This is a genomic window from Methyloligella halotolerans (assembly GCF_001708935.1).
Taxonomy (GTDB): Bacteria; Pseudomonadota; Alphaproteobacteria; order Rhizobiales; family Methyloligellaceae; genus Methyloligella; species Methyloligella halotolerans.
This window is the reverse complement of the sequence record NZ_MASI01000012.1, coordinates 1-22,412: the sequence shown is the minus strand read 5'-3', so window position 1 is coordinate 22,412 and position 22,412 is coordinate 1. Positions and strand designations below refer to the sequence as shown.

The following is a 22,412-nucleotide window of genomic DNA, read 5'->3' as shown; positions in this document are numbered from 1 at the left end:
GATCGACCTCAATACCGCGGCGCAGGCACCTCGAACCGCTTTTCGGCGAGGTCGATGACATAGCGCTTCGGCGCAAGCTGGGCGGTGGCTTTCTCTTCCGGCAGGGCGACGTTCGCCGCTTGCTCCTTCTGCTCCTCGGGCGTGACGCTGTGCTTCCGGGGCGCAGGGAGCCTGGCCGTGGCGCGCTCCTTCTCCGGCAGGCGCACAGCCGTTCTCTGCGGCGTCTCCATGGTGACCTCGAACCGGCAGTTGGTCTTCGCATTCCCGCAGACGGACGCGTTCTGCTTTGAGAGCCAGAATGCGATGGCATTGGAATGGGCGGCGAAGAGGAATTCGACACGCCGGTTCTGGGCGCGGCCGGCGGCGGAGGCATTGGGCGCTATGGGGACCGCCTCGCCGAAGGAGACGCTGAAGATGCGGATCTGAGGTAGATCCTCGGTCACCAAGGCTTGCGCCACGGTGCGGGCCCGGGCGAGACCAAGCGCGCGGTTATAGCCTTCCGTGCCGACGGAATCCGTGTGTCCGGCAATCACCAGGGCCACGTCCGGAGGCTCCTTGCGGAGGGACGCCGCCACCGCTTCGATGATCTTGGCGCTGTCGGACCGCATTTCCGCACGATCGAAATCGAAGAAGACCCGGGTGTCGAAGACGACCCGCAGCAGGGGAATGTCGGCTCCCTATCGCGTATCGTCGGAGTCGTAGCCCTCTCCGCCCTGGGCCTGAGCCTTTGCGCGGCTGGCGCGGGTCTGCCTCGCCGGCTTGGGCTTGGCTGTGGGCTTCGAGGCGCGGCGGCGGCGTGCCGGTTTGTCCTCGGCCGCCTGCTCGGGCTGGGCGTTGACCTGATAGACGTGCATGTCCTGCTGCGGGAACGGGATCGAGATGCCGGCGCGGTCGAAGGCTTCCTTCACCTGGCGGGTGAGGTCCCAATAGACCGTCCAGTAATCCTCGCTCTTCGCCCAGGGGCGGACGATGAAGTTGACGGAGCTGTCGGCCAGCTCGGAGACACGGATGTTGGGCGCCGGCTCCCGGAGCACCAGCGGGTGGGCATCCACGGTCTCTTCCAGCACCTTCTGAGCTGTCTCGATACTGTCGTTGTAGCCGATGCCGAAGGTCAGATCGACGCGGCGGGTCTTGGAGCCCGTCACGTTGGTGATCACCTGCCCCCAGACCTGCTTGTTGGGGATGACGATGATCTGGTTGTCCGGCGTGAGCACCTTGGTGGCGACGATGCTGACGGATTTCACCGTGCCGGCGACGCCCGCGACGTCGACGTAATCGCCTTCGTCGAATGGACGGTTGATCATGATCATCAGACCCGAGGCCAGGTTGCCCAGCGTGTCCTGGAAGGCGAAGGCCAAGATGAAGGAGGCACCGCCGATCAGGGCGAAGACCGGGCCGACATCGATACCGATGGCAGACACTACGATCAGCAGGCCCAGGGCCAAGACCATCCAGTAGACGAAGGTCACGATGAAGGCCTGGAGCAGCTTCGACATGTGCTTTATGTGGCCGATCCAGCGCCGTGTGACCCGCCGGATGAGACCGGCGATGATCAGCAAGACGATGATCGCCGTAATTACGATGCCGATGTTGACGCCCGCCTCGATGCCGCCGTCGGGGGACGACAACCACGCCTCGAACTGGACCATGAAGGTCTCGAAATCGGTGGACTTGGCTTCCTCGGACAGGATCGCCGCGCGGTAGGTGCGGAATGTCTTGATCTTGGCTTCGTCGCCGCCCTTGGTCTCCCACGCGTCGACCACGAGGCTGAGCTTGTTCAGCAGCTCGTTCCGCTCCTTGGTGAGACGGACGAGATCCTCGCGGCTGGCGGTGGCGCGATCCCCCTTGGCCTTGAGCAGCTCGACCTGCTCGTTCATCACCATGGTGGTGCGGTCCTTGACCAGGTCCAACCACTTGGCGGCGACGGTGGCGAGCTCGTCCTTGGTGAGGGGGGTGAGCCGCATCTTGAGCTCGGCGCTCGAGATATACGGGTTCAGCAGCTGTTTCGGGATGTCCGGGTCGGCGGCCGCCTTCTCCTCAGGGGCGGCTTCGTCCTTGGGCTTCTCGGGCTCTGCCGCCTCGTCCTTCTTCGCAGGGGCTGACGATTCGGCCCCCGGCATGATGGACTGTGCCGCGGCCGTACCGGCGCCGACGGCTCCGTTGAGGAACAGGAAGAGAGCGAGAAAACCGCAAAGGAACCGCATGAGCTGCAAATCCGATTGCTTCAGGAGGAGATTTCGCGACGTCGGCGAGGTCCGCAGGACCTACCGTGCCGAAAGGTAATGGCGCGCCGGGGAAGATTCGAACTCCCGACCCCCAGATTCGTAGTCTGGTGCTCTATCCAGCTGAGCTACCGGCGCTGAGGCGCGATCCCTGATGGAATTGTCCCGGAATCGCGAAAGACAAGAGCGCCACGTCGCCGGGGCGCTTCGATCCGCCTACCTAATACCTAAGCTCGCCAATGGCAAGCTTAGGCTGGCAGAACAGCGAAAAGCGCGGAACTTGAGCGGCTACAAGCTGTTTTCCACCTATCGCAACCAAAACGTTAGGGAGAAGCCCCCAATGCGGAATCTCGGAATTTTGCAGCAGGCGACCGCCGCCCTCGGCGCGATCGCGCTCGCTTTCGTGCTGACCACGGGCGCTGCCCTGGCCGAGCACCATTTCGTCGGCAAATACAAAACCGTCGATACCGAAGGCAAGCCGATGACCATCTCGCTGATGGATGACGGCAAGGCCAGCGGCGAACGCTCCGGCGAGTCGCTTTCCGGCACGTGGAAAGAAAAGAAGTCCGCCGCCGTGATCTCCTGGGCCGATGGCTGGACCACCAAGATCAAAATGAAGGGCGACACGTTCGTGAAAAGCGCCTGGAAGGGAGAGAAGCCCAAGGACAAGATGAAGACCGACGCTGTCGAGAAGGTCGAGTAACGACCCTGTCGGTCGACGCGGCGCTCCGCCTTGCCCTTTGAGTTCTCAGTTGGCGAGGCGGGGTGCGCCGCATCACAGGCTTCTGACGAAGGCGCCTCGCCCTATCCGGCAGGCGCCTTTCGTTTTTGCGACTGGCTGCAACCCTTTCGGCGAGGCTTGACCGCCTAGGCCTTCTCCCGCGTCACGCGGCGCTTCGCCTTGATGTCCGGGAGCGTAAGCCGGAACGTGGCACCCTCCTCCGTGTCCACGAGGACGATCTCGCCTCCATGGGCCTGAATCAGCTCGGCGGCGATGGCGAGGCCAAGCCCCGTTCCGCCTTTGCGGGCGACGGTCTGAAAGGCCTCGAAGAGATGGGCTTTCGCCATGGCCGGCACGCCAGGACCGTTATCGGCGATCTCGATGACGGTGGCCCCCTTCTCCCGGCCGGCGCGCAGGGCTATCTGCCCGTCATTGCCGCGCGCGTTCTCCAAAGCCTGGACGGCGTTGCTCAGCAGATTGTTTATGACGCGGAAGAGCTGGTCGTAATCAGCCTCGACCTGCAGCCCCTTCCCGATTTCCGTCCGCCAGCCGATATCGTCCCTGGGCAGGCTCAGCCCATCGGCGATTTCATCGACCAGCCCCTCGAGGCGGAATCGGCTGCGGGCCGGCTTCGCCTCCTGCACATGACCGTAATCGAGGGTGTTCTCGCAGAGGCGGATCGCGCGCTCGGTGGAGGCCAGCACCTTCGGAACCACCCGCTGGACGGTGGGGTCGTCCACCGTTCCGAGACGGTCCGAAAGCAGTTGAACGCTCGCCAGCATGTTGCGCAGGTCGTGGCTGACCTTGCTCACAGCGAGGCCGAGCGCCGCCAGCCGGCGCTTCTGGCTCAAGGTGCTGGCGAGCTGGTTCTCCATCGAGGAGAGCGCGTATTCCGCTTGGCCGATCTCATCGTGGCGCCCGCTCGGCTCTATGATCCGGGTGGGGTCCTCCGGCTTCTCCCGAAAGCGCACGATGTTGCCCGTGAGCCGCATCATGGGCCGCACCAGCAGGGTCACGAGGGTGAGATAGACCAAGGCCCCGGTGATGACGGAAATGAAGATCGAGAGGCCAAGGATATGGAGGCCGTAATCGATCATGGCGGCTTTGAGCGGCCCCTCCTCCATGACCACGATCATGACCTCTCCACCGCCCATGCCGGGCTCGCCGATGACCCGGATGACGCGGTCGTCGGGCGCGAAATACACCATCATCGCGTCACGGATCAGCTCCGGCCAACTCGGGGAGCGGAGATCGAAGAAGGCGTCGATCTCGGTCGGCTTGTCCATGTTGAGAATGATGCGGCGGCTGTCGGCGCGCCGCATGAAGATGGAGAGCACCCGCGCCTTCATGAGTAGCTCGTCGCGCAGGTTCATGGGAAGGTTGCCGTTTGGGGCGGCTTCCGCGGAAAGCGCTGCGAGCTGAGCCGCCACCAGACGGTCGTGCAACCACTGGCGCCGGAAGTTCGAGACCGACGGCACGAACACCAGCACTTCGGCGATCATGACGAAGACGATCGTCAGGAAGAGGAGCTTGGCCGAAAGGCCAGGCCCCCTATAGGCGAAGTCCTGCCTCTCCAACTCCGCCGCCGGGGTTCGTTCGTCCACCTTCGCGCACTCGCCTCAGTCTGGCGCCGACCTCACGCCCTCAGCCCAGCTTGCGAAGCCAGGCTGCGAGCCGCTGAAGATACGGCTTTCTCAACAGCGGGCGATAATAGGTGATGGCGGCGCGCTTCGCGAGTTCTGCGAGCGTGGGATACGGGAAGACCAAACCGGCGATATCCCCGACCGTCGCGCTTTTGGCGATCGCGAGACTCCACATCGGAATCATGTCGCCGGCGTTCGCGCCAGCGATGACGCACCCCAGAATATAGCCGTTCTTGTCGGTCAGGATCTTGATGAAACCTCCCGTCTCCCCCTCGGCCTGGGCCCGATCGTTGTCGGCATAGGGCCAACGCAGAATGCGGACGTCTCTGTGCCGCTTCCGTGCCTCCGCTTCCGTGAGGCCGATCTCGGCGATCTCGGGATCGGTGTAGAGGGTGCGCGGCACCTTGGTCAGGTCGAGGGACGGGCGCAGGCGGAAGACCGCATTGCGGAGGACTATCTCCGCGTGGTGGGAGGCGAGATGGGTGAACTGGGGCGGGCCGGTCACGTCGCCGATCGCATAGACGCTGCCGTTCCGGGTCTTCATACGCTTGTTGACCCGGATGCCCTGGTCGGTGGTGCGGATCTTGGCCTTCGCCAGATCGAGGCTATCGATATTGGCCATGCGGCCGGTGGCGACGAGAAGATGGCTGCCTTCGATCTCCATGGCATCGCCGCCCTTCTCGAAGCGGATTTTCACGCGTCCGCCGACGCTCTCGACCTTGGTCACCGCCGCTTCGGTCTGGATCACGATGCCCTCGTCCTCCAGACGGCGGCGGACCAGCCGGGCGGCCTCTTCGTCCATGCGGGAGAGCGGTCGTCCGCGATCCAGGATGGTTACTTGTGCGCCCAGGCGGCGATAGGCCTGGCCGAGCTCCATGCCGATCGGGCCGGCGCCCAGAACGATGAGATGGGAGACGGGCTCGGTCAGCTCGAAGATCGTGTCGTTGGTAAGATAGGGCGTGGTCGAGAGCCCCGGAATATCGGGTATCGCCGGCGACGAGCCGGTGGCGATGATGAAGCGGCGCGCCTTGATGCGAATGTCGCCGGCCTGGACGGTGCGCTTGTCGACGAAGCGCGCCTCGTCCTGGATGACACGCACGCCGAGGGCGGTGAAGCGCTCGACGGAATCGTTGGGGGCGATGGACGCGATGACCGAATGGATGCGGTCGTGGAGCGCGGCGAAGTCGATCCGCGGCTGAACCGGTTCGATGCCGAATCTGCCGGCATCGCGCATGGCTTGCGCTCTCTTGCCGGTCGCAAGCAGGGTCTTCGACGGCACGCACCCCGTATTGAGACAATCGCCGCCCATGCGGCCGCGCTCGATCAGGACAACGGGAACGCCGAACTGAGCCGCCGCTGCCGCGACGGTGAGGCCGGCGGAGCCTCCCCCAATGATGCAAAGGTCGGGGCGCAGCAGCTCGCTCATTGCAGCTTCCTCATTGCGGCCTCTTCATGGTTTTCCCTCGGGCTCCGATGGTCGCGATGACGGAGACGCTCCCTGTCACGGGCGCCCTTTCGTCCTGCCCCAACGGATGGCGCGGATCAACCGGACGGTGCCGCGCGGCCGGTCCGGCACTCTCGCCAATCGTCTCAATACGGTCTTCTGCGATAGCGCTTCACGAGCACGGGCACCAGTGCCAGCACGCCCAGAGCGATAAAGCCCACAATCAGTTCGGGGGTGAAGATGGAGGTGGCGTCGAAATGCAGGCAATTCTCACGGGGCATCCCCTCCGCGGCGCAGCGTGCGCCCTGAGCGGCGATGACGCTGTCGAGCCCCGCCCCGGCGATGGAGAAGGCGAAGGTGCCAGGGATGATGCCGATAAGGGTCGCCAGGGTATAGGTCCGGAAGGAGACCCCCAGGGGGCCGGGCACGAGATTCACCAGCCAAAACGGGAAGACCGGCACAACGCGCAGGAAGAGCAGATAGCTGAAGGCGTTCTCGCCGAAGCCCTTGCGGAAACGGTCGAGCCGGGTGTCTTCCAGCCTGTCCAGGAGTAGATTGCGCAGGGCGCTGCGGGTGGCGACATAGACGATCACGGCACCGAGAGTGGCGCCGACGACCGCCGCCACGCCGCCCCACAGCCAGCCGAACAGGAAGCCGCCGGCCAGGGTTAGGACCGCGCCGCCGGGAACAGAAAGCGCGACGCTGGCTGCATAGAGAACGATGTAGAGCGCCACGGTCAGCACCCAATGGCTCGCCAGCATGTCGTGAAGCGCATCTCGCTTTCGGCCAACTCACGGAAGGTGAGGTAGCGGTGCCATCCCATGAGATAGACCCCGACGCCCGCGGCCGCGAGGAGCGCAAGCGGCCAGAAACGGCGCAGGCCCGCCAGGCCCTGAAGGGCTCTCGGTTTCTCTGTGGGCTCTGAGATCAACGGCATGTTCCTAGATATGTCCGCGATCATGGTTTCCGAAATGAAACATCGCGCGGTCGTGATGAGCCGTCACCAGAAGTGATTGAGAAACGCTTTCTATGGGAGGGTTGGTGCGGCAAGACTCCGTATGTCGCCGGATCTCGGCGGCACCGTGAGACTTGAATTTCAGAACAGGAGGACTCTCCCATGCTTTCCCGTATCATCGCTTTTGCCTTTGCCGCCGCCGCGACCGTCGCTTTTGGGCTTCCCGCCACCGCTTCGGCCGCACCGCTCAGCCCCCAGTACAGCCAGGCCGATGCCGCCCGAATCATTCTCGTCGCCGACGACGAGGAGATGATGATGGAAGGCGATGACGGCACCGTCGGCAACGACGAGGCGATGGAAGACGACATGATGGACGACGAGCCCGGCGATGACATGATGGGCGACGAGGAGATGGAATCCGAAGACGAGGCCATGTAGGTCCCGGCGCTCAACCTGTTCTCAGGTTTGCATAATCCGTCTCGGGAAAGCATCTCGCGGTTGGCATTGGTTTCACGTCTGCACAACCAAGATTTGCTTTCCCGGGATGGTTCATCCCCGGATTGTGATCATATTGCCCTTCCTAAAGCGGCCTGGGTCAGGCAAGATTCCGACGTTGGCCTGTTTGCGCCGAGGGACTTAAGGGCCAGAGATAGGGAGGAATCCGAATGGACGGACGACTGATCACCACCGCCGTGGCCGCGCTGTTTGCCGCAACCGCGTTCGCTGCGCCCGCCAGCGCGTGCCCGATGGGCACATCCGGCAAGGAAGCCAGCGCTGCAAAAATCATCCTCGCTGCCGACGACACCGTGGGCGGAGCCGAGGATTCCGACGACGAGATGATGGGCGACGCCGACGGCGCCACCAGCGACTCCACGGCCGGTGACGAAGATGGCGTCATGGAATCCGAAGATTCCGATGGCACCATGATGGAAGGCGAAAGTGGCGATCCCGCCATGGACGACGTCGACACCGGCGAGCAGGGCGACATGATCGAGCAGGAGGAGGAGCCCGAATAGGCTCGTTCCCCGTTTTCAGATCTTAAGCTCTAGGAGCTTTCAGCGGGCCCTCTCGCCTCCGGGTTGAGAGGGCCTTGCTTTTTTGGGCCGACCGACTTGAGACAGATCGGCTTCCTTGGATCGCTTTTCGATAGATCGGCGCTCCACAGATTGACTTGTAAGCGGCGCCCTCCTATAAGCGCGGCCAAACTCGAATTCATTGGAGACCGCTCAAGTGAAGCGCACCTTTCAGCCCAGCAAGATCGTCCGCAAGCGGCGCCACGGCTTTCGCGCACGCATGGCGACCAAGGCTGGACGCCAGGTTTTGGCGCGCCGCAGAGCCAAAGGCCGCAAGCGCCTTTCTGCGTAGCCGGTAGCCGCCGAGGCGAACCACGCTCGTGACACCCATCGCACGACTGACGAAGCGCCCCCAATACCTAAGGGTCAAGGGCGGCGCTCGTTTTGTCACGCCTGGCCTCGTGCTGCAGGCGCGTGCCCGGGACGAGGCGGAGACGGAAGGTTCCAAGGCGGGCGACGGCGCCCCTTCCCGCTTCGGCTTTACGGCCAGCAAGCGGGTCGGCAAGGCGGTGGACCGCAATCGGGCACGCCGCCGGCTGAAGGAGCTGGTGCGGCTTCACGGCCCCCAGCATGCGGCAAATGGCTTTGATTATGTCTTGATCGCAAGGCAGGGAACGCTACAACGGCCCTTTCCAGAGCTCATCAGCGATCTTGAGCGGGCACTCGCCAAGATCCATCGGCCGAGCCAAACGAAGCGCTGAACGCTCAAAATCACGGGTCAAGGCATCTTCTGAGACCCCACCATCCCTTCCGGCCGGTGGGAAGGCGGTTGAACGGTCTGCTGCCGGGCCGCTCTCCAACGTTGCGGAAGGGACAGAGCGAAGGGCGATATGGACGAGAATAATCGCAATTTCATCCTCGCCATCATTCTCTCGATAGGCGTTCTCTTTGCCTGGCAATTCTTCTTTGCCCTGCCCGAACAGGAGCAGCAGAAAGCGGAGAAGACCCAGGTCGAGCAGGATGCTCAGACCGGGCCTCAGAAGCCGGGCGACTCTCCCCTCGTCGAGGGCGAGATCGAAGGTCAGATCTCTCCCGGGCCGGGCAATACCGAGTCTCAGCGCAGCCGCGAAGACGCCATTGCCGACGGCCCGCGCCTGAAAATCGACAGCCCCTCGCTGTCCGGCTCCATCGCGCTGAAAGGCGCCCGCCTCGACGATCTCACCCTCAAGGACTACCGGGTCACCGTTCAGCCGGACAGTCCGAACGTCATTCTGCTGTCGCCCGCCGGCACGCCCCACGCCTATTACGCGGAATCGGGCTGGGTTGGCGGTGCAGACGCCAAGGATCTGAAGCTTCCCGACGCCGAAACCGTCTGGACCCAGGAAAGCGACGGGCCGCTGACCAAGGACAGCCCGGCCATCCTCTCCTACGACAACGGCCAGGGGCTGAAATTCACGCGCACCATCTCGGTGGACGACAATTACATGTTCACCATCGAGGAGACGGTGGCGAATTCCGGCGAGGAGCCGGTGACGCTCTACCGCTACGGCCTCGTCTCCCGCCACGAGATGCCGAAGACCTCCGGCTATTACGTTCTGCATGAAGGCCTGATCGGCGTCACCGGCGACCAAGGGCTCGAAGAGATCGATTACGACGATGCGCTGGAGGCTCAGCCCACCGTCTACAAGACGAAGACCGGCTGGCTCGGCATCACCGACAAGTACTGGGCAACCACGGTCATTCCCGAGCAGGGCAAGGAATTCACCGCGCGCTTCTCCGGCAAGCAGGAGAACGGCCGCGCACGTTTCCAGACGGATTATCTCCAGTCCGGCCTGACTATCGGGCCCGGCGAGGAAAAGACGGTTCAGGGCGAGGTGTTCGCCGGAGCCAAGGAGGTCAACGTCGTCGACCGCTATGCCGATGAGTTCGGCATCGCCAAGTTCGACCTGCTGATCGACTGGGGCTGGTTCTACTTCCTGACGAAGCCGATGTTCTTCGCGCTGGACTTCTTCTACAAGCTCGTCGGCAATTTCGGCGTGGCCATCCTGATCGTCACGCTCTGCATCAAGCTCGTGCTCTTCCCGCTCGCCAACAAATCCTATGTGGCGATGAGCAAGATGAAGAAGCTGCAGCCCGAGATGGCGAAGATCAAAGAGCGCTATGCGGACGACCGCATGAAGCAGCAGCAAGAGATGATGGAGCTGTACAAGAAGCAGAAGGTGAACCCGGCCGCGGGCTGTCTGCCGATCCTTGTCCAGATCCCGATCTTCTTCTCGCTCTACAAGGTGCTTTTCGTAACCATCGAGATGCGCCACGCGCCGTTCTTCGGCTGGATCCAGGACCTTTCCGCGCCCGATCCGACATCGGTGTTCAACCTGTTTGGCTTGATCCCCTGGGATCCGCCGACCTTCCTGATGATCGGCATCTGGCCGCTGATCATGGGCGTGACCATGTTCGTCCAGATGAAGCTGAACCCCGCGCCACCGGATCCGGTGCAGCAGAAGGTGTTCACCTGGATGCCGGTCTTCTTCACCTATCTGCTGGCCAGCTTCCCGGCCGGTCTGGTGATCTACTGGGCGTGGAACAACTTCCTCTCCGTGGTCCAGCAGTCATTCATCATGCACCGCCAGGGCGTGGACATTCCCCTGTTGGAGAATCTCGGGCTCAAGAAGGCGTCAGACAAAGACGACAAAGCCGAGAGCGAGAGCAAGGGGTAGCCCCCACTCAAGCGTCATTGCCGGGCTTGTCCCGGCAATCCATGACCACCGTCGTTGAGAAATGTCGAAAGCAGGGGTTATGGATGCTTGGCATAAGGCCGAGCATGACACCGGGAGACGTGCATTGTCCGCGGAAAACATCGATTCTTCAGCCGACACAGCCGCGGGCGACAAGCTCTTCGCGCAAGGGTGCGACTTCGTCAAAGGCGTGGTGAAGATGGACGGTCTGCCCGCGGACGGGCGGAACGAGGTCGCCTTTGCCGGGCGCTCCAATGTCGGAAAATCCAGCCTGATCAATGCGCTGACGGGACGGAAAGCGCTGGCGCGGGTCTCCATTACGCCAGGCCGCACCCGCGAGCTCAACTTCTTCACCCTCGGCAAGGACGGCCTACTCTATCTGGTCGACATGCCCGGCTACGGCTACGCCAAGGCGCCCAAGGGCCAGGTAAAGGGCTGGAACCGGCTGATCGAGGACTATCTGAAAGGGCGCCAGGAACTGCGCCGGCTCTTCCTGCTGGTGGATAGCCGCCACGGGCTGAAGGAGACGGACCGGGCCACCATGGCGCTCATGGACGAGGCCGCGGTCTCCTACCAGGTCGTGCTGACAAAGGCAGACAAGCCGAAATCCGAAGAGCTCGCCAAGGTGCTGGAGAAAGTCTCAGCCGAGCTGGCCAAGCACCCGGCCGCCCATCCGGAGATCCTCGTGACATCCTCCCGGGAAGGCCATGGGCTATCGGAACTGCGCGCGGCCGTGGCTGCTTGTGCTGTTACCTGATCGCCAATCCGACGCAGAGAATCCGCGGAAACGGGAGTTTCCCCTTAACCCCCGCCCCGCTATAAAGCGCCCGTGACCGACGAGAAGCCAAATCTCCCTGACGTAAAGCCCGACCCGGAAGCCGAGCTTGGCCATGGCAGCACGCGGCTGCCCGGATTGAAGCTGGACGAAGACGCGCCGGAGGGTGCTGCGTCCCTTTCCGTGTTCCAGCGGGCGGACCTTCTGTCAGAGGCGCTGCCGTTCATGCAGCGTTACGACAAGGCCACGGTGGTCATAAAATATGGCGGCCATGCCATGGGCGATCCGAAGCTCGCCCAGGATTTCGCACGGGACGTGGTGCTCTTGAAGCAGTCGGGCGTGAACCCGGTCGTCGTCCATGGCGGCGGACCGCAGATCGCAAAGCTGCTGGAGCGGCTGAGCATCAAGAGCGAGTTCAAGGACGGGCTACGCGTCACCGACCGGGAAACGGTCGACGTGGTCGAGATGGTGCTCGCCGGCTCGGTGAATAAGGAGATCGTCGCGGCGATCAACGCCCATGGCGGCAAGGCGGTCGGCATCTCCGGCAAGGACGCCAATCTCATGCGCGCCCGGAAGATCACCCGCACGTGGCGCGACCCGGATTCCAATATCGAGCAGATCGTGGATCTCGGCTTCGTCGGCAATCCGGATCAGGTCGATCCCCATATCGTCGACGTTATCATCCAGTCCGACCTGATCCCCGTGGTCGCGCCGATCGGCGTGGGCGAGGACGGCGAGACCCTGAACATCAATGCCGATACGTTTGCCGGCGCGCTGGCCGCCGCCATGAAGGCGAAGCGCCTTCTGCTGCTGACCGATGTCGAGGGCGTGCTCGACAAGCAGGGCAAGCTGGTAAAGGCGCTTACCACCAAAGAGGCGTTGGCTTTGATCGAGGATGGCACCATCTCCGGTGGCATGATTCCCAAAGTCGAAAGCTGCCTGGGCGTCGTCGCCAAGGGCGTCGAGGCGGTCGTCATCATGAACGGCAAGGTTCCCCACGCGGTGCTGCTGGAGCTGTTCACCGAGCACGGCGCCGGCACCTTGATCGAGCGGTCGGGAGCGCCTGCCCCATGACCAAGATCGCGGATCACCAGCGGCGCGGCTTCGAGCGGACGGAGGCCTGGGTGTTCGATCTCGACAACACCCTCTATCCGGCCGACTGCAACCTGTTCAGCCAGATCGACACCCGGATGGGGGCGTTCATCGCCGAGCGTCTGGGCGTGAGCTCGGAGGAAGCCCACCGGCTCCGCAAGCACTACTACTACACGTACGGCACCACGCTGGCCGGGCTGATGCGGCTGCACGACGTGCACCCGGACGATTTCCTGGAATATGTCCACGATATCGATCTCGACGTGGTGGATGCGGCGCCGGAGCTTGGCGCTGCCATCGACCAGCTGCCGGGCCAGAAATACGTGTTCACCAACGGCTCCATGCAGCATGCCGAACGCGTGTTGAACAAGCTGGGGCTGGCCGAGCATTTCGACGACATGTTCGACATCCGCTCCGCCGAATTCGTGCCGAAGCCGGATCCGGCGACCTATGACCGGTTCCTGGAGGCCCATGGGGTGAGCGCGCCGGAGGCGGCGATGTTCGACGACCTACCCCACAATCTGAAGCCAGCCCACGCGCTGGGCATGACGACGGTGCTGGTTGCCTGCGGGACGACCGATCATCCGGACCATCACGCCATCGCGAGCTGGACGGAGCTCCCTTCCCACATCCATCACCAGACCGACGCCCTGGCGCCGTTCCTGCGGGAGGTCTACGCCCGGCTGAAGGGCGAAGCGGAGGCGGAGCAGCCAAACTTTTCCGATGCCGGCTTTCGGGCCGGCTGACCCACGATCCTCAAGACCATAGGTTCGCGTTATGAGCAAAGAGCAATTGAAGCCCATCATCGAAGCCGCGTTCGACAAGGCGGACGAGATCTCGCCGAAGACCAAGGGCGAGACCCGCGACGCCATCGAAGAGACGCTGCAGCTCCTGGACCAGGGCGAGCTTCGGGTGGCTGAGAAGGTGGACGGCCATTGGACCGTCAACGAGTGGGCCAAGAAGGCCATCCTGCTCTCCTTCCGCCTGGAAGACTCCCACAAGATGGAAGGCGGCACCGATGGCGGCACCTGGTGGGACAAGGTGCCCAGCAAGTTCGCCGACTGGAAAGCCAAGGACTTCAAGAAGGCCGGCTTCCGCGCCGTTCCCGGCTCCATCGTGCGCCGCTCCGCCTATATCGCGCCGGGCGTGGTGCTGATGCCCTCCTTCGTCAATCTCGGCGCTTATGTGGACAGCGGCGTGATGGTCGACACCTGGGCGACCGTGGGCTCCTGCGCGCAGATCGGCAAGAACGTGCATATTTCCGGCGGTGCCGGCATCGGCGGCGTGCTGGAGCCGCTGCAGGCCAATCCCGTCATCATCGAAGATCACTGCTTCATCGGCGCGCGCGCGAGGTGGCCGAGGGCGTCGTGGTCGGCGAGGGCTCGGTGCTCTCCATGGGCGTCTATCTCGGCCAGTCCACCAAGATCGTGGATCGCGAATCCGGCGAGATCTTCCATGGCCACGTGCCGCCCTTCTCCGTCGTGGTCTCCGGCACGATGCCAGGCAAGCCCCTGCCGGACGGCTCGCCGGGACCGTCGCTCTACTGCGCCGTGATCGTGAAGACGGTTGACGAGCGGACCCGCGCCAAGACCTCCATCAACGACCTGCTGCGCACGTAAGGCTTCCCGGTTCAATGGATCTGAAGCATCTCTATCTGACGCTGCGGGGACGGATCGGCCGCCAGACCTTCTGGATGGCGATGATCCCGCTTTTCGTCGCGTATTGGGTGGCGAGTATCCTCATCCATGTCATGGCTGCCTCCATGGCAGGAAACCAAGTCATGGGGGCGCTCGCCTCGGGCATGATCATGGTCGTGAGCGCTGCGTTCCTCATCGGCTTCATCGCGGTTTGCGTAAAGCGGCTGCACGACCGGGGTAAATCAGGCTGGTGGATGGCCGGTCTCTATGCGGTGAGCCTGGCGGGCATCTTCGTCGCCACGTCGTCGGGGCTGGCGATGACACCGGTGGGTTTCACCTCCCTCGGCAACATGCTGACGGCCCTTTGGCTCGGCATCCTGCTTTGGCTCATCATTGAGCTCGGCATCATGCGGGGCACGCGCGGGTCGAACGCATACGGGCCCGACCCGCTGGAAGCGACGGAAGGCAATACCGCCTCCTAACCACAGGATTTACGGCCGATGGCCAGCCTTTCCGAAGATGCCGTCGAGATCGCCCAGGGGCTGATCCGCTGCAAGAGCGTGACGCCGGACGAAGGCGGCGCGCTGGATTATCTGCAGACGAAGCTTCAGGCCGCGGGCTTCACCTGCCACCGCCTGCCCTTCGAGGCGGCGGGCACGCCGACGGTCGACAATCTCTATGCGAGGATCGGCACGGGCCGGCCCAATCTCTGCTTCGCAGGCCATACGGATGTGGTGCCGCCCGGCGACGACGATGCCTGGACCCATGCGCCGTTTGCCGGCGATATAGACCAGGGGTTGCTGTACGGGCGCGGCGCCTCCGATATGAAGGGCGGGGTCGCGGCGTTCGTCGCGGCCGCTCTCGATTACCTGACCTTCGCGCGGGGCGAACCGGCGGGCTCCATCAGCCTCCTCATCACGGGCGACGAGGAAGGCCCTGCCGTCAACGGCACCGACAAGGTGCTGAAATGGATGGCCGCTCATGACGAAGTTCTCGATCACGCGATCGTCGGCGAGCCGACCAACGCGACCCAACTCGGCGAGACCATAAAGATCGGGCGACGGGGCAGCCTGAACGGCAAGGTCACCGTGAAAGGCGTGCAGGGCCATGTGGCCTATCCGGCGCTGGCAAACAATCCGATCCGCGGGCTGATCGCGGTGCTGTCCAGCCTCTACGAGGAGCCGCTGGATCACGGCAACGCCCATTTCGCGCCCTCCAATCTGGAGGTGACGACCATCGATGTGCGCAATCCGGCAACCAACGTGATCCCCGCCAAGGCGGAGGCCCTGTTCAACATCCGCTTCAACGACGATCACACACCGGAATCCCTGCAATCCTGGGCGCGGGAGAAAGCGTTCATGGCGCTCGAGGGTTCGGGGCTGGAAGCGATCTTCGACTACGAGCCCGCGAACCCGGTCTTCGTGACCGAGCCCGGCACGCTGAGCACGCTTCTTTCTGAGGCGATCAGCGACGTCACGGGTCTGACGCCGGAGCTCTCGACGGCGGGCGGCACATCCGATGCGCGCTTCATCAAGGATTACTGCCCGGTGGTCGAATTCGGGCTGACAACGGAATCCATGCATCAGGTGGATGAGCGGGTGTCCGTTGCCGATCTTGAGAAGCTCGCGGTGATCTACAGGCGCTTCCTCGATCTCTATTTCAACGGCGGGACGGCGAGCTAGGCGGGCCACGCACCATGACTCAAGGCGACACGCGCCCAATCGGCGTCTTCGATTCCGGCATGGGCGGACTGACGGTCTTGCGCGCCATGGCCGAACGCCTGCCCAACGAGCGCTTCGTCTATCTCGGCGATACGGCCCGCCTGCCCTACGGCACCAAGAGCCCAGAAACCATCAAGGCCTACGCGCTCCAGGCGACGCGGCTACTGTTGGCGGAAGGGGTCAAGATGGTGGTCATCGCCTGCAACACCGCCTCATCCGTCGCGATCGGCCCCTTGTCCGATGCGCTCGCGCCGATCCCCGTCGTGGGCGTCATCGAGCCCGGCGCGGAAGCCGGCGTCGCTGCCAGCAAGAACAAGCATATCGCAGTGCTTGCGACGGAGAGCACTGTGAAGGGCAACGCGTATGTCCGGGCGATCCATGCCATCAGCCCGGAGACCCGGGTCCTGCAGCAGCCCTGCCAAGTCTTCGTGGCCATGGCGGAGGAAGGCTGGACCGACGGGCCGGCGGCGCGGGCGGCTGCAGAACAGTATCTTTCGGCCGTGTTCGCGGGGGAGGATGCGCCGGACACGTTGGTCCTGGGCTGCACCCATTTCCCCGTGCTGGCCAAGATGCTGGGCGAGGTGGCCGGACCCAAGGTTGCCATCGTGGATTCCGCCCGCACCACGGCGGATGCGGTGGCCGAGGCGCTTTCGCGTCTCGGGATCGAGAGCCATGAGGCTCCGGACGCCGATCATGCGGCCAGGATCTTCGCCACGGATTCCCCGGAGCGCTTCGCCCGGGTGGGCGAGATCTTTCTGGGGCGCAGGCTCGACGCCGACGATATCGAGCAGGTGGATTTGTAGGTCGAGAGGCGGCCTCTACCGCCCCTCGGTCCCTTCGCCGGTCGGTGCGCCGGAGATGGCGCGAGCCTCTTCCTCCTCGGCCAGGTCTTTGGCCGTGAGGTTGCCGCTGCCGGCCTCGCGGAGGAGGCTCCGCAGCCAGCCTTTGCCGAGGAGCAGAAGCAGCACGAGGCCGTAGACCACGGCGCCGATCACGACCAGCAAACCCAGCGCCGTCTCGTCGCGGAAGGCCGGCAGCCCCTGCAGCAGGCCCGGAAGAACCAGATAGGCGCCGTACAGCGTCGCGCCGAGAATGAACCCGGCGGCAAGCAACTTCACGACCGGCGGGCCGAGCCTTCCGAGCGACAGGGCGAAGCCGCGGCGCTCGGCGAACCAGACCAATAGGGCGAGATTGATCCAGGCGCCGATGGCGGTGGCCAGCGCCAGGCCGACCTGAGCCAGCGGGCCCATAAGCAGGAATTTGAGACCGATATTGATGGCGGCGGCCGACAGGGCCGCGATCACAGGTGTCGCCGTGTCGCCCCGGGCGAAGAAGGGCGCGGTGAAACTCCGCATCAGGACGAAGGGCACCATGCCCACGGCGTAGGCGGCGAGCGTAGCGCCTGCGGCGGCGGCATCCTCCGCCGTAAAGGCACCGCGGGCGAACAGGGCCCGCATGATAAGATCGGGCACGGTGAGACTTGCCGCCAGCACTGGCAGCGTCAAGAGCAGCGCCAGCTGAATGCCCCGGCTCTGGGCGTCGGCGGCGCCTTGCTTATCGTTCGCCGCCAAGCGCTTAGACATCTCCGGCAGGAGTACGATGCCCACCGCGATGCCCACCACCCCGATGGGGAGCTGATTGATACGGTCGGCATAGTAGAGGGCGGAGAGCGCGCCGGCAGGTAGGAAGCTCGCGATCAGCGTATCGGCGAAGAGGGCGAGCTGGACGCCGCCCGCGCCTATAATTGCGGGACCGAGCGCCTTCAGGAACCGACGGGTCGGCTTGTCCAGGACGGGGAGTCGGATGCGCAGGCCGAAGCCGTGACGCTCCGCGTCGATGCCGACGAGAACGAGCTGCGCGACACCGGCGATCAAAACGCCCCAAGCCGCGGCGTGACCCGCGGTCGGGAACCAGAACGCCAGCAGCAGGGTGGCGATCATGCATAGATTGAGCAGGATCGGCGCTCCTGCGGCGACGGCGAAGCGGCTATTGGCGTTCAGCTCGCCGGAGATCAGGGTCTGAAGCGACACCAGCAGGAGCGCCGGAAAGGTGATACGGGTCAGGGTGACCGCGAGTTGGAAGCGCTCCGGGTCGTCCTGAAGCCCGTGGGCCAGCAAGCCCACGAGCTGCGGGGTATAGAAAAGGGCAAGCGCCAGGATCAGGATATTGACCGCGAGCAGCGCCGCGGCCACCCGGTCGGCGAACAGCCTGGCGCGCATCTGCCCCGCCTGTTCCAGCTCCCGCGCATAGGCGGGCACGAAGGCGAAGTTGAAGGCGCCTTCGGCCAGGATGGCGCGGAAATGGTTGGGCAGCCGGAAAGCGATGAAGAAGGCATCGGCTATAGGCCCCGCGCCCAGAACGGCCGCCATCACCACGTCGCGAATGAAGCCCGTGACGCGGGACAGCAGGGTGAACCCGCCGACGGTGAAGACGTGACGGATCATGGATGGGCGCTCAATAGTCGACCCGTGAAAGGTAGAGCCCATAAGGCGGGGCGAGCGGCCCGCAAGCGGCCCGGTCGCGTGCCTCCAGTGCCGCCTTCAGATCCTGCGCTGTCCAACTTCCGTCCCCCACGCGCTGCAACGATCCGACCATAGAGCGGACTTGGGTGTGCAGAAAGGACCGCGCATGAGTTCGGATGACGATCTCGTCGCCCGCGCGCGTAACCTCGATGGCATCCAGGGTCTTCTCCGGCGAATTCGCCTGGCATTCCGCGGCCCGGAAGGTGGAGAAATCATGGCGGCCCACGAGGCGCTGCGCCGCGTCGTGCATGGCTTCCGCGTCGAGAGAGCGGAAGACTACCCAGGCCCGGTTCTTGTCGAGGGCGAGCGGCTGCGCCGATTGACGATGCGATAGATGTAATAGCGCTTCGTCGCCGAAAACCGGGCATCGAAATCGTCATCCACCGCTTCGGCCGCCAGCACCACGATGGGCTCGGGCCTGAGATGGGCGTTCATGGCGTCGCGGACGGTCTCCGGGTCCCATTGCCTTTCCAGATCGAGATGGGCCACCTGCCCCAGAGCGTGCACGCCGGCGTCGGTCCGCCCTGCCCCGCGCGGGATAAAATCCTCACCTGAAAACGCCTTCACAGCGTGAGCCAAATGCTCCTGAACGGACGGCACATCGCCTTGCGCCTGCCAGCCGCAATAGGGCGTGCCGTCATATTCGATTGTCAGCTTGTAGCGGGGCATATCTCCTCCCTAGAGGAGCTTTGCGCCAGGCGCCAGGGGCACGCCGCGCAGGAAGTCCTGGGCCTCCATGGGCCGCTTGCCCGCGCGCTGGATCTGGAGCAGCCGGATAGCTCCCTTCCCACAGGCAACGACCAGTGGGTCGGCGATCACGGTGCCTGGTTCTCCCTTTCCATCGGCGATCTCTGAGAGGAGCAACTTGAGACGCTCCACCTTCCCCTCCCGCTCGATCTCGCACCAGCACCCGGATAGGGACTCAAGCCGCGGATCTGGTCGTGGATTTCGCTGGCCGGCTTCGTCCAATCGATGCGGCCATCGGCGGAAGAGATCTTCGCCGCGTAGGTGACGCCCTCCGGCGGCTGAGGGGTGCATGTCAGCTGCCCCTCTTCGGCCCGGCCCAGAGCCTCGACCATGAGGGATGCTCCCTGCTCCGCCAAGGCGTCATGAAGCTCGCCTGCGGTCATCTCCGGCGCGATCCGCAGCGCGGCCTGCAGGCAGATATCGCCGGTGTCGAGACCTTCATCCATGCGCATGATTGTGGTGCCGGTCTCGGCATCGCCCGCCATGATCGCCCGCTGGATCGGAGCGGCACCGCGCCAGCGCGGTAGCAGGGATGCATGAACGTTGAAGCAGCCTTCGCGAGGCGCCTCCAGTATCCCACGCGGCAGGATCAGCCCATAGGCGATGACAACGGCGGCATCGGCGTTCAAGGACGCGAACCGCGCCTGCTCTTCCTCCGATTTCAGACGTTCGGGCGTAAAGACATCCAGCCCCTGCTCCTCGGCGAAGGCATGGACCGGAGAGGGCCGCAGCTTCATACCGCGGCCGGCGGCCCGCGGCGGCTGGCTATAGACCGCGACGACCTCGTGGCCCGCTGCGAGAATTGCTTTGAGGGTTGGCACGGCAAAATCCGGCGTGCCCATGAAGACGATGCGCATGAGCGCTGTTTAGCATGAGGACGGGCGATTCGCGTGGCGCAGATGGGGGCGAAGCCGCGCGCCCGGTGAACGCGCTCCTGCACCCTAGCAATGTCGGATACCCGACATTTCAGCGGCACAAAAGTCACAGCGCATAGAAAGCGGCGGCTCTCCGGTGCACAAATCCTTGTACGTTCCGCAATTTAGAGGTGCATTCTAGAGTCAGGTAACACCTTGGCTGGCATCTCGGATCGAGCGAGAAAAATCATCAGGCTGAGGCGCATGGGGGGCGGAGCCGGATGAATTGTCTCGCGCGTTGGTATTGTTGCGTCGCGTTTGCTGCCTCCTGCACCCTCCCGGTCGCCTTTGCCCAGGCGGCAGACGGCACTTGGTGCCCCTCTCCGGACGTTTGCACGAGCGACTACAACACTGCGGCGAACTGGGACCCCAACACTCAGGTTCCAGACGACACCGCCTTCTTCGGCACGTCGCTCACCACCAGCCTGACGTTCTCGGCTATTACGACAGTCGGCGGGTGGACCTTCCTCGCGGGCGCTGACGATTACGACTTCAGCTTGGATCGACGGTTGGTGTTCAATGATGCCGGCATCAGTGTTGTTGGCGGCAGCGCTACCATCGACACCATCGCGGGTGGCGACTTGCGGTTCATCAATTCCAGCACCGCCGGCAGTGCCATAATCAACAACGCCGAAAGTGTGACCTTCAACGGCGACAGCACCGCCGGCAACGCCACAATCAACAACAGCAACGATCTTACCTTCAACAACGACAGCAGCGCCGGTAGCGCCACCATCAACAATCTTGCCGGCGGTGTCGGCAACTTTTCGTTCAACGGAAACAGCACCGCCGGAAGCGCGACCATCACCAACGCTGACTTCATGAACTTCGAGAGTAACAGCGACGCCGGCAGCGCCACCATTTTCAACAGCAGCTTCCTGAATTTCAACGGCGGCAGCTCAGCCGAAAACGCCAACATCACCAACCAAGTCGGTGGTGCACTAGCGTTTCTCGGCCTAAGCACCGCCGGCAACGCCAACATCACCAACCAGGCCGTTCTCAGTTTCAATCTCGCAAGCACCGCCGGCAACGCCAGCATCATCAACAACAATTCTTTGACGTTCGGAACGAACGCCACCGCCGGCAACGCCAGCATCGTCACCAATTCCTCCGGCGTGACAGACTTCTCCGCGAGCGCCGGCCCCGGCAACAACGGGGTGCTTACGGCCGGCTCGATCGCCGGCGCGGGCCGATACTATCTCGGGCCAAACGAACTTGGCGTGGGCGGCAACAACCTCTCGACCGAGGTTGGCGGCGTTATCAGCGACTGCGGCGCGACCGGATCGCAGTGCAGTTTTTCAGGCTCCACCGGCGGCTCCCTGGTCAAAACGGGAACGGGTACCCTCACACTCTCGGGCGCGAATACCTATACGGGCGGCACGACGATTTCCGGCGGCACCGTGCAGATCGGCAATGGCGGCACCACGGGATCCATCGTCGGCAACGTCACGAATAACAGCGCGCTAGTCTTCAACCGCTCAGACGATTTCGGCTTTGCCGGCGCGATTTCCGGTGGCGGCACCCTCACCCAAGCTGGCTCCGGCGAGCTGACCCTGAGCGGCGTCAGCTCCTATAGCGGGTCCACCTTCGTCAATGCGGGCACGCTGGCCGTGAACGGCTCGATCGCCAATTCTACCGTAACGGTGAATGGCGGCGCTCTCGGCGGCACTGGTACCGTGGGCAGCACGACGATCATGAGCGGCGGCACATTCGCGCCGGGCAACTCGATCGGCACGCTCAATGTGGCCGGAAACGTCACCTTCAACTCAGGTTCGACCTATCAGGTCGAGGTTGACGCGGCGGGGAATTCCGATCTGATCAACGCCTCGGGCACGGCGACGCTCAATGGCGGCACGGTCGAGGTGCTGGCTCAGAGCGGGACGTATGACGGGATAACGACCTACACGATCCTGACCGCGGGCGCGGGCGTGAATGGAACCTTCAACGGCGTGACCAGCAATCTGGCCTTTCTCACGCCGTCGCTCACCTACGACCCGAACAACGTCTATCTCATTCTGACCCGGAATAATGTCTCGTTCACCGGCATCGCGAATACGCCGAACCAGCGGGCAGTGGCGGGAGCGCTGAACGACTTCTCCCTAGACAATGCGCTTTACCTTGCCGTCCTGAACCAGACGGCGGCCGGGGCGCGCCAGGCGTTCGATGCTCTGTCCGGCGAGATTCATGCGAGCGTTGGCGGCGCGTTGCTGGATGAGGGCCGGCATGTGCGCGATGCGGTGATGGGGCGTCTGGTCCAGGCATCTTACGGTG

Annotated in this window: 19 protein-coding genes, 1 tRNA gene and 3 pseudogenes; 14 read left to right on the top strand and 9 right to left on the bottom strand. The window is 63.9% G+C overall.

The annotated features are described in order from the left end of the window. Positions 1 to 8: 8 nt before the first annotated feature. The 3 genes from A7A08_RS14850 to A7A08_RS14840 form a co-directional block, all read right to left on the bottom strand. Complete coding sequence (locus A7A08_RS14850; RefSeq protein WP_280948858.1) at positions 9 to 659, bottom strand: OmpA family protein; 651 nt, start codon at positions 657 to 659, stop codon at positions 9 to 11. An 18-nt stretch (positions 660 to 677) separates the two neighbouring features. After that, on the bottom strand, positions 678 to 2,204 hold the full coding sequence (locus A7A08_RS14845) for a mechanosensitive ion channel family protein (RefSeq protein ID WP_069096242.1): 1,527 nt from the start codon (positions 2,202 to 2,204) through the stop codon (positions 678 to 680). A gap of 79 nt (positions 2,205 to 2,283) precedes the next feature. Beyond that, positions 2,284 to 2,360, bottom strand: a tRNA-Arg gene (locus tag A7A08_RS14840). A 202-nt stretch (positions 2,361 to 2,562) separates the two neighbouring features. On the opposite strand from A7A08_RS14840, the gene A7A08_RS14835 reads away from it, so the two are divergent. After that, positions 2,563 to 2,925 carry a hypothetical protein gene (locus A7A08_RS14835; protein WP_141694029.1) on the top strand — a complete coding sequence of 121 codons (363 nt, stop codon included), beginning with the start codon at positions 2,563 to 2,565 and terminating at the stop codon, positions 2,923 to 2,925. A gap of 164 nt (positions 2,926 to 3,089) precedes the next feature. Here A7A08_RS14835 and A7A08_RS14830 read toward each other — a convergent pair whose 3' ends face one another. From A7A08_RS14830 to A7A08_RS14820, 3 genes are all read right to left on the bottom strand, one after another. Next, the gene (locus A7A08_RS14830; protein ID WP_245290961.1) at positions 3,090 to 4,547 is read right to left on the bottom strand and encodes a sensor histidine kinase; all 1,458 of its coding nucleotides are present in this window, start codon (positions 4,545 to 4,547) and stop codon (positions 3,090 to 3,092) included. 40 nt (positions 4,548 to 4,587) lie between these two features. After that, a complete protein-coding gene (locus tag A7A08_RS14825; RefSeq protein WP_069096240.1) occupies positions 4,588 to 6,012 on the bottom strand; it encodes a dihydrolipoyl dehydrogenase family protein in 1,425 nt (474 codons plus the stop codon). A gap of 164 nt (positions 6,013 to 6,176) precedes the next feature. After that, complete coding sequence (locus tag A7A08_RS14820; protein WP_083226837.1) at positions 6,177 to 6,791, bottom strand: TVP38/TMEM64 family protein; 615 nt, start codon at positions 6,789 to 6,791, stop codon at positions 6,177 to 6,179. A gap of 356 nt (positions 6,792 to 7,147) precedes the next feature. Here A7A08_RS14820 and A7A08_RS14815 point away from each other — a divergent pair, with 356 nt between their 5' ends. From A7A08_RS14815 to murI, 12 genes and pseudogenes are all read left to right on the top strand, one after another. Continuing rightward, on the top strand, positions 7,148 to 7,423 hold the full coding sequence (locus A7A08_RS14815; protein ID WP_069096239.1) for a hypothetical protein: 276 nt from the start codon (positions 7,148 to 7,150) through the stop codon (positions 7,421 to 7,423). A gap of 227 nt (positions 7,424 to 7,650) precedes the next feature. Continuing rightward, complete coding sequence (locus A7A08_RS14810) at positions 7,651 to 8,001, top strand: hypothetical protein (protein ID WP_069096238.1); 351 nt, start codon at positions 7,651 to 7,653, stop codon at positions 7,999 to 8,001. Between the two features lie 214 nt (positions 8,002 to 8,215). Next, complete coding sequence (gene rpmH, locus A7A08_RS14805) at positions 8,216 to 8,350, top strand: 50S ribosomal protein L34 (RefSeq protein ID WP_069096272.1); 135 nt, start codon at positions 8,216 to 8,218, stop codon at positions 8,348 to 8,350. Positions 8,351 to 8,378: 28 nt separating this feature from the next. After that, a complete protein-coding gene (gene rnpA, locus A7A08_RS14800; RefSeq protein ID WP_141694028.1) occupies positions 8,379 to 8,759 on the top strand; it encodes a ribonuclease P protein component in 381 nt (126 codons plus the stop codon). A gap of 129 nt (positions 8,760 to 8,888) precedes the next feature. Further along, the gene (gene yidC / locus A7A08_RS14795; protein ID WP_069096237.1) at positions 8,889 to 10,715 is read left to right on the top strand and encodes a membrane protein insertase YidC; all 1,827 of its coding nucleotides are present in this window, start codon (positions 8,889 to 8,891) and stop codon (positions 10,713 to 10,715) included. Between the two features lie 124 nt (positions 10,716 to 10,839). Next, entirely contained in the window at positions 10,840 to 11,490 is a 651-nt protein-coding gene (yihA, locus tag A7A08_RS14790; RefSeq protein ID WP_245290960.1) for a ribosome biogenesis GTP-binding protein YihA/YsxC, read from the top strand. 243 nt (positions 11,491 to 11,733) lie between these two features. Next, positions 11,734 to 12,582, top strand: a complete 849-nt coding sequence (gene argB / locus A7A08_RS14785) for an acetylglutamate kinase (RefSeq protein WP_083226842.1) — start codon at positions 11,734 to 11,736, stop codon at positions 12,580 to 12,582. Continuing rightward, on the top strand, positions 12,579 to 13,346 hold the full coding sequence (locus A7A08_RS14780; protein ID WP_069096235.1) for a pyrimidine 5'-nucleotidase: 768 nt from the start codon (positions 12,579 to 12,581) through the stop codon (positions 13,344 to 13,346). The genes argB and A7A08_RS14780 overlap by 4 nt, the downstream gene beginning before the upstream one ends. Positions 13,347 to 13,377: 31 nt before the next feature. Next, positions 13,378 to 14,219: pseudogene (gene dapD / locus A7A08_RS14775) on the top strand (2,3,4,5-tetrahydropyridine-2,6-dicarboxylate N-succinyltransferase). 14 nt (positions 14,220 to 14,233) lie between these two features. Continuing rightward, complete coding sequence (locus A7A08_RS14770) at positions 14,234 to 14,719, top strand: DUF805 domain-containing protein (RefSeq protein WP_069096234.1); 486 nt, start codon at positions 14,234 to 14,236, stop codon at positions 14,717 to 14,719. An 18-nt stretch (positions 14,720 to 14,737) separates the two neighbouring features. After that, positions 14,738 to 15,919: a succinyl-diaminopimelate desuccinylase gene (dapE, locus tag A7A08_RS14765; protein WP_069096233.1), complete on the top strand. Its 1,182-nt coding sequence runs from the start codon at positions 14,738 to 14,740 to the stop codon at positions 15,917 to 15,919. 14 nt (positions 15,920 to 15,933) lie between these two features. Then, complete coding sequence (gene murI / locus A7A08_RS14760) at positions 15,934 to 16,761, top strand: glutamate racemase (protein ID WP_069096232.1); 828 nt, start codon at positions 15,934 to 15,936, stop codon at positions 16,759 to 16,761. 15 nt (positions 16,762 to 16,776) lie between these two features. Here the strand turns inward: murI and murJ are convergent, their stop codons facing one another. The 3 genes and pseudogenes from murJ to fmt form a co-directional block, all read right to left on the bottom strand. Beyond that, entirely contained in the window at positions 16,777 to 18,402 is a 1,626-nt protein-coding gene (gene murJ / locus A7A08_RS14755) for a murein biosynthesis integral membrane protein MurJ (protein WP_069096231.1), read from the bottom strand. 10 nt (positions 18,403 to 18,412) lie between these two features. Further along, positions 18,413 to 19,149 (bottom strand): annotated as a pseudogene (gene truA, locus A7A08_RS14750) (tRNA pseudouridine(38-40) synthase TruA). Positions 19,150 to 19,158: 9 nt separating this feature from the next. Continuing rightward, positions 19,159 to 20,084: pseudogene (gene fmt / locus A7A08_RS14745) on the bottom strand (methionyl-tRNA formyltransferase). Between the two features lie 278 nt (positions 20,085 to 20,362). Here fmt and A7A08_RS14740 point away from each other — a divergent pair. Then, a partial coding sequence (locus A7A08_RS14740; protein ID WP_208430651.1) for an autotransporter outer membrane beta-barrel domain-containing protein occupies positions 20,363 to 22,412 on the top strand: 2,050 nt, incomplete at its 3' end.